Here is an 8,825-nt window from a genome sequence, read left to right as displayed (position 1 = left end):
GGATCTTGTCCGCCCGCTCCGACGAACCGTTTTTGCCGTACACCGTCATCCAAGGCATCGCCGTGCCGATCGCCGGATGGCATCTCGTCTTTTTGTACCGCCATTTGTACGACGAAGGGGCGAAAGACGCGTTGGTATGGCATTACCGGAAAGCGGTCGTCTTCGACTTGGTCCGCTATGCCGTTTTGCATGGGGGATGCATCGCTCTTCTTGTCGCGGCGGTCATAGGGATTCAAGGAACGATGTTTCTCACCGCTCCCGTGTTGGGGCACCTGTTTCTGTTGTTTTTGTTTTACCAGTTGATTGGGCTTGCCTTGTTAGGCGTCTTTGGCAGCCTGGATGTCGCCTTGTCCGTCATCGCGGTCTATACGTTTATGGAAGTCGCGACGCAAGGGACGTTCATGCCGTGGCCGCATCTGTTTTTGTTTCAAGCGCCGGCGGATTCGCTGTCCCTCCTTCTCCCCATGATGTGGCTGGGGGCGGGCATTGTCCTTTCGGTGTGGTGGATTGGACGGGAGTTTTGGTAAACGAGGGCGGAACCCAACAGAGGAATGTGGGGGCTTGCTGGTGTGGTCTCCGTTCGTTGGACACACCCGTACAGCCCCCACCTCATCTCCCCGATACGGGACAGACCATCCTAAACAAAAATAGTTTATGAGCGGGCTTTGTCATCAATCGTCTTCCCGTCGCGCTCGATTTCGCGCCGGATCGCTTCGTTCAGCGCGTCAAAAAAGAGCACATCACATGAGTAAATGCCGACAATCTCGTCAAGATCCTCTTTGATTTTCCACTTCTGTTTTCCGGTCTAGTCAATGCACAAGTCAATGTCCGAGTTGTAGCGGGCCGTGCCGCGCGCCCGCGAGCCGAACAAAACGACTTTTTGTATATCTTCTTCGCCCGCGAAATACGCCATCAGCCGTTCAAACACGGTCGGGCTCATTCCATACATCACGGTCGATCACTTCTTCTTTGATGTTTTGCAGTAGCGTTTCGATTTCGTGGACATATTCATTCATCTGAAATCAAACATGCCTACTTCAGAAAACAGTGAACAGACTAAATCACTTCTAACGATATTTCATGTAGCATATCGAGATCTTGCGTCTGGCAAGATGGAAGGAGCTCACCGTAGACACTTATATTTACTTTCCGCTGTGGAAAAGCCTCAACATGAATTGATTCAATTCTCGCCATATAACGCCCGTTATTTTGAATAAGGTTAAACATAAACTCGCTATAGAAAGCAGGAATATACCCTAGCTTACCCCCTTCATCTGTTAACACTTCTACTGCTTTAGAATCTTGCCTATTCTCCGGCTCTAATCGAAAATGTACCTTATCCCCCACTTTAAGATATTGAATTACTCGATCTCCCTCGTAATATCTCCAACCCGCGACATAAAAATCAAAATCGAAATGATTTCCCGATACATAAATTGGCGCTACAAATTCATAAGAATCTGTCGCAAGTTTACCACCAGTCGCTCGCAGCATATCCATATCTGTACAATCGCGCGGCAAGCCGTATGTCCGCAAAATTTCTAAAAAATCCGGACGGCGCCGGTCAGGCAAACGCCGCTCAAAAGGCCCGAACAATCTGTTAGAAACGTATTTTTTTCCTATATCCGGAAACGACAAATGAGGTTGATAACCGTTTTCTAGTGCTTCGAACAGTCCTCTTCTCTTCCTGCTACGTTCATAATAAAATACATACTTATCCCCATCGTGTAATAAGTTTCCAATATGATATCGCTGCCGAGTACATTCATTTTGCCAAATTAACCAAAGCACAAAAGGGCGCATCGCTTATTTCACCTCCATATACCAATTTACGAGCCATTCTTTTCGATACTGTAATAATTTTAATACCCATTCTTTGTAAATTTTACTCATGACATTTTCTGAAACACCATCTAAAACAGTTGTGACTTGTTGCTCATTTATTTGACTGATACGATCAATTTCCTTCTTCATTTCTATTATCACAAACAATAATGGTCATGCAAAAACCCGAAGTCCCTTTTCGAACTTCGGGTTCTCCTTTCACACTTCCTCGCAATATTCGTCAAACAGCGCCTGCAGCTTTTGCACGACGGCGACCGGTTCGTGCCCTTCGATGTCGTGGCGGTGGAGCATGGCGCACAATTTCCCGTCTTTTAACAACGCGAACGACGGCGAGGACGGCGGCTCGCCGACAAAATACTCGCGCGCGCGGGCCGTTGCTTCTTTGTCTTGGCCGGCAAAGACGGTCACCAAATGGTCCGGGCGCTTGTCGTAGTGAACGGCGTGGGCCGCTGCGGGACGGGCGATGCCGCCGGCGCAGCCGCACACGGAGTTGATGAGGACAAGCGTGGTGCCCGGACGGCGGAATGCCGCATCGACGTCTTCCGGCGTGCGCAGCTCTTCAAATCCGGCTTCGACCGCTTCACGCCGCGCTTGTTCGACGATGTCGTGATAGAGCGGAAATTGAAATTGGAACATCTCAACACCTCCTTCGATTTTCCTTTATCATATCACAGTTCACCGCTCTGCTTCCGTTCATACGCTTCGATCAGCTCGCGGACGGCGGCGGTGACCGGCTTGGCGCCGGAAATGACGCTGTTCTCGAGCATCGGGAGCTTTTCTTTCACGACCGGATCGGCAAAAAAGCGCGTTTCCACATATTCTTTGATCATGGCGTGCATCCAGTCTTTTTGCTGCTGGCGGCGGCGGTCAAAAAAGACGCCGGATCGCTTCGTCGTCTCGACGAACGCCTGGATGACGCGCCACATGTCGGCGATCCCTTCGCCCAACAGCGCCGAGCATGTGTATGCTTTCGTCTCCCAGCCGGGCGTGGCCGGGCGGAGGTAATGGAGAAACTGGTTGTATTCGTTTTGCGCCATCCGCGCTTTTTCTTTATTATCGCCGTCCGCCTTGTTGATGACGATGGCGTCGACCAGCTCCATGATGCCGCGCTTCATGCCTTGCAGCTCATCGCCGGCGCCGGTTAAGGCGAGCAGCAGGAAAAAGTCAACCATCCCGCGGACGACAAACTCGCTTTGCCCGACGCCGACCGTCTCGACGAGGATGATGTCATAGCCGGCCGCTTCGCACAGCATCATCGTCTCGCGCGTTTTCCGATGCACGCCGCCAAGCGCCCCACCGGATGGAGATGGACGGATGAAGGCGTGCGGATGGCGGGCAAGCGCCTCCATCCGCGTTTTGTCGCCAAGGATGCTGCCGCCGGTCAACGAACTCGTCGGGTCGACGGCCAAGACGGCGACGCGATGGCCCTGCTCGCACAAAAACGTGCCAAACGCTTCAATGAACGTGCTTTTTCCCGCCCCCGGCACGCCGGTGATGCCGATGCGAATCGAGCGGCCGACGTGCGGAAGCAGTTCATTGAGCACTTGCTGGGCGAGATCCATATGCCTGGCCGCATTGCTTTCGACAAGCGTAATCGCCTGCGCCAAAATGGTGCGGTCGCCGGCGAGCACTCCTTGGACGTATTCTTTAACCGATCGTTCTTTTCGCCGCACGAGCCGCTTCGGCGCCGGCGGGCGCTCGGCTTGCACGTACGACGACAGACCATTGCCGTCCGCCCATTCCGGGCGCCGCGGCTGTCCGTCCGAAACTGCGCTCTGGCCGCTTGCCTGTTCCCGCCGTTTCTCTTCGCCGTTCATTGGTTCACTTCCTCATAGCCAAGCCGGGCGTAAATTTCATCCAACACTTTTTCCGCCGCTTCCGGAATGACCGTGCCCGGTCCGAAAATGGCGGCGGCGCCGTGCTCATACAAAAACGCGTAGTCTTGCGGCGGAATGACGCCGCCGACGACGACCAAAATATCATCGCGGCCAAGTTTTTCAAGCTCCTCGACGAGCTGCGGCACAAGCGTTTTATGCCCTCCGGCGAGCGAACTGATGCCGACGGCGTGCACATCGTTTTCGACCGCCTGGCGCGCCGTTTCTTCCGGCGTCTGGAAGAGCGGGCCGATGTCGACGTCAAACCCTAAATCAGCAAACGCCGTGGCGATGACTTTCGCCCCGCGGTCATGGCCGTCCTGCCCCATTTTCGCGATCAAGATGCGCGGGCGGCGTCCTTCGAGTTCGGCGAACTGCTCAACCCGTCGCTTCACCCGCTCGAGCTGCGCTTCGTTTTTGTATTCCGAGCTGTAAACGCCGCTGATCGAGCGGATGGCGGCGCGATGGCGGCTCGCCACTTTTTCGATCGCGTACGAAATTTCCCCGAGCGTCGCCCGGACGCGCGCCGCTTGGACGGCAAGCTCGAGCAAATTCCCCTCGCCCGTTTCCGCCGCTTTTGTGATGGCGTCAAGCGCCGCTTCGACCTGCTCGTTGTCGCGCGTCGCCTTTAGCTCGTTCAGCCGCTCGATTTGCCGCTGGCGCACGGCGGTGTTGTCGACTTCCAAAATGTCGATCGGCTCTTCTTTTTCCGGGCGGTATTTATTGACGCCGATGATCGTTTCCGCTCCTGAATCGATGCGCGCTTGGCGGCGGGCCGCCGCTTCTTCGATGCGCATTTTCGGGATGCCGGTTTCAATGGCTTTCGCCATCCCGCCTAAGCTTTCGATTTCTTCGATATGCGCCCACGCCCGCTTCATCAACTCGTTCGTCAACGTCTCGACGTAATACGAACCGGCCCACGGGTCGATCGTCCGACAAATGCCGGTTTCTTCCTGCAAGTACAGCTGCGTATTGCGGGCGATGCGCGCCGAGAAGTCGGTCGGCAAGGCGATCGCTTCATCCAAGGCGTTCGTATGGAGCGACTGCGTATGCCCCATCGCCGCCGCGTGCGCCTCGATGAGCGTGCGCACGACGTTGTTGAACGGATCTTGCTCGGTCAAGCTCCAGCCCGACGTTTGCGAATGCGTCCTTAGAGCGAGCGATTTTGGATTTTTCGGATTGAACGTTTTCATCATTTTCGCCCACATGAGGCGCGCCGCCCGCAGTTTCGCCACTTCCATAAAGTAGTTCATGCCGATCGCCCAGAAAAACGACAGCCTCGGCGCGAACGAGTCGATGTCAATGCCGGCTTTCAAGCCGGTGCGCACGTACTCAAGCCCGTCAGCGAGCGTGTACGCCAGCTCCAAATCGGCCGGCGCCCCGGCTTCTTGCATATGGTAGCCGGAAATGCTGATGCTGTTGAATTTTGGCATGTATTTGGCCGTATAGGCGAAAATGTCGGCGATGATGCGCATCGACATCTCCGGTGGATAAATGTACGTGTTGCGCACCATATATTCTTTCAAAATATCGTTTTGGATCGTGCCGGACAGCTTGTCTTGCGTCACTCCCTGCTCTTCGGCGGTGACGATGTAAAACGCCATAATCGGGAGCACCGCCCCGTTCATCGTCATCGACACTGACATTTGGTCGAGCGGGATGCCGTCAAACAAAATTTTCATATCGAGCACCGAGTCGATGGCCACCCCCGCTTTGCCGACGTCGCCGACGACGCGCGGATGGTCGGAGTCATAGCCGCGGTGCGTCGCCAAGTCAAAAGCGACCGACAGCCCTTTTTGCCCCATCGCCAAGTTGCGCCGATAAAAGGCGTTGCTCTCCTCGGCGGTCGAAAAGCCGGCGTATTGGCGGATCGTCCACGGCCGCACGACGTACATCGTCGGGTACGGCCCGCGCAAGTACGGCGGCAAGCCGGGCATATAATCAAGAAAATCGAGCCCATCGATGTCTTCCTTTGTATAAAGCGGCTTCACCGCAATGTGTTCGTTCGTCTGAAACAACAGCTCATCGATCGACGCTTGCACGCGCCGCTCCACCGCGTCTCTCCACTGTTTCTCATCCACATCGGCCGTTGCGTCGGAAAGCGTCATGTTGGTAAAATCAACGTACTTCGCCATCAAGCGCCACCCCTCTTTCCGTTAGAAACGCCACGATCACATCGTACGCGTTCGAACCGAGATGAATCGATCCGTCCACGCCCGCGTCCGCGTACGTTCTCTCAAGCTCTTCCGGCGGCTTTCCGGCGACATACAGCTTCGCGTTCGGCTTGGCTTGCTTGAACGCCTCAGCCAACGCTGGAACGAACGCCGGGTAATCGTCATCGGCGCCGCACACGATATAATGCGTCCCATTCGTGTTCCGCACCCATTCGACCGCTTCCGCGACCGAGGCAAAGCCATCGCTCCGCTCAGCCGCCACCCCGCCGGCCGCAAACAGCCCGGCGATGAAATCGGCGCGCGCTTGATGACGGACAAGCGGCCCGATATTGATCAAGTGAACGGAAAGCCTGCTTCCTGTGCGTTCGGCATGCTCCTCGGCTGCCTTCCGCAGCTGCTCAAACGGCTCGGCCAAGCGCCATGCCCGAATCGGCGTGATGGCAACAACCGCGTTCCCATCGACCAACGCCGCCGCGATCTCCCGAGCGGTTGCTCGACGGCAGGCCGCACGAATCGCCGCTTCCATCCACTTCCCGCCCGCGAGCGAGGCGCGAATATCGGCCACCCGCTTTTCATCCAGCGGCAGCGCCACATTCGCTGCGTCTTGCTTCGGTTTTTCGACCGGCGTTTCCTCCAAATTGGCGTACACGTTCGTGCCAACGATTTTTTCCTTCCGCGTCTTGACACGATCCAGCCGCCGCTTGGCGACCGCTTCCACTTCCGTCTGCACGAAGCCGTCTTCGAGCGCCTTCGCCATGCCGCCTTTTTCCTCCACACGCTGGAACAGCTTCCACGCTTCTTCGGCGAGCTTGGCGGTCAACGTTTCCACATAATACGAGCCGCCCGCCGGATCGATGACGTTCGCCACATGCGCCTCTTCGAGCAAAATGAGCTGCGTGTTGCGGGCGATGCGCCGCGAAAACTCATCAGCGAGTCCGAGCGCCTCGTCAAACGGCGACACGTGCACGCCATCGGCGCCGCCGACAACGGCCGCAAACGCTTCCGCCGCCGCTCGGAGCATGTTCACATACGGGTCGTACACCGTTTTCGTAAAGGGCGACGTGCGCACATGCAGCTCGATCCGCCTTGCTGATTCACCGCCGCCAAACGCTTCGATCACTTGCGCAAACAACCGCCGCGCCGCCCGCAGCTTGGCGATTTCCATGAAAAAGTCGGCTCCGACGGCGAGCGACACTTGCATCCTTGTCGCGATGTCATCAACCGTCAAGCCCCGGTCCAACCCGGCGCGGATGTACTCGACGGCTGCCGCCAACGAAAACGCGAGCTCCTGCACGGCGTTCGCCCCGCCGTTATGGTACGGCTCGCCGCGCACCAAAATCGTGCGAACGGCAGGCATCTGTTCCTTCGCCCACTTCGTTGCTTCCGCCATTTCATCATACAGCCGCTCAAGCGAACACGGGAGCGTCCCCTGCTCCGCCCACGCTCCGAGCGGATCCATGCCGATCGCGCCCCGTACGCTCGATAGCGGGACGCCCCGTTCCTCTAAATAAGCGGCCAACAGCGCCAAAAACGAAAGCGACCGCGCCCCGGCGTCCACACGGAGCGAATAGCGGTCCAGCGGCACGCCATCCAACATCGCCGCCACATCATCAACCGACTCGACGGCAAACGGCAGCCGGCCAAGGGCAAGATGGATTTCCGTCTGCCCCCGCTCCAAGTCGTGCTTCACTGCCTCGTTCCAGTCGGACGGGCTCGCTGCCGAAATCTCCTGGCTCACCTTCCACGGCTCGCCCCGATACCCTTCCGGCCGCGCCCCACGCACATAGCGGCCAAAGCCCGGGTACTGCTCAAGCGGGCCGAGCGCCTCCACATCGCGGCGCGTATAGAGCGGTTTGACCGCAATGTTTTCGTACGTCATCGATACAAGCCGCTCGAGCGGCTTGCCTTTCAGCGACTTTTCCGCTTCCCGCTCCCACTCCTCCACCGTCGGAGCCGGAAACGCCGCTTCCTTCATCTTTGCGACATCGCTCATTCCGATCCCCCTTTGCCTTCCAGACATAAGAAACCGCTTTCTTTTCAAGCCGCACCTTTCCCTCTCGAACCCGTCTGCTCAGAACGAAGCGCTGATGACGCTTCGTGTGGGAAAAAACGGTTTCTATGTTTATTGTAGTACATCGGCCGCGTTTGGGCAATGAACAAAAAGGCAAACAACTTGCTGATGCCACCATTTCGCCATGAAATGGAAAACAAAGCGGTCAAAAAAAAACATGAACGATCCCGAAATGGCTCGATGACTTGGCGAAACAACACCATCTCAACGATTCACAAATCCTCCAAGAAGCCCTGAAAAAACATGAAAGGAAGAGGGCGTTGTTGCATGCTCTCTTGGACGATGCTCCCTCGTCCCCCTCCAAATCACCGCTTAGCGAAAATCTCAACTGCCATTTATTCATTGGAAAATGTTTCGCAAATCGATCACGAAATCCTTCAATACATGAACCAAAACGGCGTCATCCCGGTTGTACACTCCATGAAGTTCCAATCTTCCTGTTTTTCCGTAAAAATCCCCACCACTGGGTGAGTGCTGTATACGCTCCTGATCCGTGTGGGTATACTGAAAATGGCCAAAGAAGGCAATAGGAAAGCAGAGGTGCCCCATTTTCGGACATCTCGTATGATCTGGCTGCCTGTTGGCTATACTAGATAAGTTGTGGTTGGCGGAACGACTCTTTGCGGGAGATCATGCAAAAGATGATCACCAACATTCGTCGAGCTGTGGCGATGAGGGCTTTTTTCTTCCCGCATCGGGCCGCCAACGACCAAAATTTTCGGGACAAGGGATGTGTCTTGGATCGAGCTGCTGACCATGCCGCCTCGCATAACGCCGATCGGAGATGGGGATTGCCTTTTGTCGTGCGCGTGCTCTTTCGCTTTCCGGCGCTTTCATGGTTGCCGGGGGACAATCCAGTCC

General features: G+C 56.1%; 7 protein-coding genes and 2 pseudogenes. 2 read left to right on the top strand and 7 right to left on the bottom strand.

The genetic code is table 11. The features are described from left to right. Positions 1-2 precede the first annotated feature (2 nt). Positions 3-527: a hypothetical protein gene (locus tag ACVBDQ_RS17105; RefSeq protein ID WP_446663365.1), complete on the top strand. Its 525-nt coding sequence runs from the start codon at positions 3-5 to the stop codon at positions 525-527. 125 nt (positions 528-652) lie between these two features. Here the strand turns inward: ACVBDQ_RS17105 and ACVBDQ_RS17100 are convergent. From ACVBDQ_RS17100 to ACVBDQ_RS17075, 6 genes and pseudogenes are all read right to left on the bottom strand, one after another. Then, positions 653-949 (bottom strand): annotated as a pseudogene (locus tag ACVBDQ_RS17100) (nucleotidyltransferase family protein). 107 nt (positions 950-1,056) lie between these two features. After that, a complete protein-coding gene (locus ACVBDQ_RS17095) occupies positions 1,057-1,803 on the bottom strand; it encodes an HIRAN domain-containing protein (RefSeq protein WP_033012375.1) in 747 nt (248 codons plus the stop codon). 240 nt (positions 1,804-2,043) lie between these two features. Beyond that, positions 2,044-2,481, bottom strand: a complete 438-nt coding sequence (locus ACVBDQ_RS17090) for a BrxA/BrxB family bacilliredoxin (protein ID WP_020756259.1) — start codon at positions 2,479-2,481, stop codon at positions 2,044-2,046. A gap of 32 nt (positions 2,482-2,513) precedes the next feature. Continuing rightward, the gene (gene meaB / locus ACVBDQ_RS17085; RefSeq protein ID WP_047758049.1) at positions 2,514-3,662 is read right to left on the bottom strand and encodes a methylmalonyl Co-A mutase-associated GTPase MeaB; all 1,149 of its coding nucleotides are present in this window, start codon (positions 3,660-3,662) and stop codon (positions 2,514-2,516) included. Continuing rightward, positions 3,659-5,854: a methylmalonyl-CoA mutase gene (gene scpA / locus ACVBDQ_RS17080; RefSeq protein WP_014196299.1), complete on the bottom strand. Its 2,196-nt coding sequence runs from the start codon at positions 5,852-5,854 to the stop codon at positions 3,659-3,661. Before scpA ends, meaB begins: the two co-directional genes overlap by 4 nt. Then, a complete protein-coding gene (locus ACVBDQ_RS17075) occupies positions 5,838-7,886 on the bottom strand; it encodes a methylmalonyl-CoA mutase family protein (RefSeq protein WP_042380944.1) in 2,049 nt (682 codons plus the stop codon). The genes scpA and ACVBDQ_RS17075 overlap by 17 nt, the downstream gene beginning before the upstream one ends. A gap of 186 nt (positions 7,887-8,072) precedes the next feature. Here ACVBDQ_RS17075 and ACVBDQ_RS17070 point away from each other — a divergent pair. Next, positions 8,073-8,209: pseudogene (locus ACVBDQ_RS17070) on the top strand (type II toxin-antitoxin system HicB family antitoxin); the annotation flags it as partial. 344 nt (positions 8,210-8,553) lie between these two features. On the opposite strand, the gene ACVBDQ_RS17065 reads toward ACVBDQ_RS17070, so the two are convergent. Further along, positions 8,554-8,825: transposase (locus ACVBDQ_RS17065; protein ID WP_446663364.1), on the bottom strand; the 272-nt coding region annotated here is incomplete at its 5' end.

It is taken from the genome of Geobacillus sp. CCR (assembly GCF_052906625.1).
Note: the sequence above shows the minus strand (reverse complement) of the source record. Positions and strands in the feature narration are given on the sequence as shown.

Coding starts and splice junctions, on each gene's coding strand:
- ACVBDQ_RS17075 (WP_042380944.1), bottom strand. CDS start 7,886: ATGAGCGATGTCGCAAAGATGAAGGAAGCGGCGTTTCCGGCTCCGACG.
- ACVBDQ_RS17095 (WP_033012375.1), bottom strand. CDS start 1,803: ATGCGCCCTTTTGTGCTTTGGTTAATTTGGCAAAATGAATGTACTCGG.
- ACVBDQ_RS17090 (WP_020756259.1), bottom strand. CDS start 2,481: ATGTTCCAATTTCAATTTCCGCTCTATCACGACATCGTCGAACAAGCG.
- scpA (WP_014196299.1), bottom strand. CDS start 5,854: ATGGCGAAGTACGTTGATTTTACCAACATGACGCTTTCCGACGCAACG.
- meaB (WP_047758049.1), bottom strand. CDS start 3,662: ATGAACGGCGAAGAGAAACGGCGGGAACAGGCAAGCGGCCAGAGCGCA.